Genomic DNA, 1,188 nt, shown 5'->3' with positions numbered 1-1,188 from the left:
CTCACCACCCATTAACCGCTCCCGCGGACCCGAAAAACGGGCGGGCAATGAACTGGCAATCATTGACTATAAAGAAGTAGTACAAACACGCTCTTGAGTTCTCAAACCACCACCACACAATCAGTCCGAAGCTATCTCTTGGAGATTTCCCCTCGCTGACCGGCAGCAAGATGAATAACTTACACACACCTGAGCCAAAACGCAAATCCACATCGGCAGGTCATATTAAAACCATTGCAATTATTGGCTTTTATCGGCGTGTCGAAAATGGGTTTCCATGGCTAAAAACCATCCCGAAGATCCCTTGTTCCAAGCAGACGGCATCACAGCGTTTTCTCGTCCACACATAATCACCACAAAAGCAACGACACGCCCATGCTGCGTCTTAGCGGTTCAATGCGAAGCGATGGGCCTACCGCTGATCCATCATCTTCCACCTCGTTGAGAATCTTCGTTCAGACTGCCGGCGTCTCCGAGCGTGATTGTGACGGTGAGGCAAGCACATAGCCAGTGTCACGGCCATCACCGACTTTGACGATGCGTCCACCACCGACCAATTGCTTCAAGATGCGTGTTCAATGGTCGTCAGAAATCAAACGTTCCACACTGATATAGCGTCCAACCCGGTAATCCAGGTTTCTGCGCTCGGGATGACGGCGCGGCCTCTCCTCGTCATCCCGAGCGGAGTCGAGGGATCCCTGCTCATCGTGATGTTTTCTGCATCATATCTGGCAGAAATGAGGCAGAAAAGATGATGGTGAGGCAGCACTGCCGATAACGAGCATTATGTCAGCTCCAAATACACAAAAACCCCGAACACCTTGCGAGGTGTCGGGGTTGTCGTAGGTATGGGTAGGCCTCCTGAGAAGTAGGCATAGTTCGGAGGGTTTTGTGTTTGCGGAGATGGGGGATCCCTCGGCTGCGCTTCGCTTCGCTCGGGATGACGGGGAGAGGCCGTCCCGCAGTCCCCGAACGCGACCCGACGGACCGGACGCGCATCCGTCATCCCGAGCGTAGTCGAGGGATCCCGTCGGTGTTTGGTCCGGGGGTATGGCAGGACCCCGGGAGCCGTGGGGCTCGACCGGGGTCCTGTGTTCGTGTAATGCGGCGGCGTGCTACTCTCCCACACCCTGTCGGGTGCAGTACCATCGCCGTGCTGGGCCTTAGCTTCCGGGTTCGGAATGGGAC

At 55.6% G+C, this 1,188-nt stretch carries 1 rRNA gene; it reads right to left on the bottom strand.

Annotation, left to right across the window (positions count from 1 at the left end):
- Positions 1–1,102: 1,102 nt before the first annotated feature.
- Positions 1,103–1,188, bottom strand: a 5S ribosomal RNA gene (gene rrf / locus AC1AV0_RS10910); the annotation flags it as partial.

The sequence above is a fragment of the Bifidobacterium sp. LH_558 genome (assembly GCF_056356295.1).
Note: the sequence above shows the minus strand (reverse complement) of the source record. Positions and strands in the feature narration are given on the sequence as shown.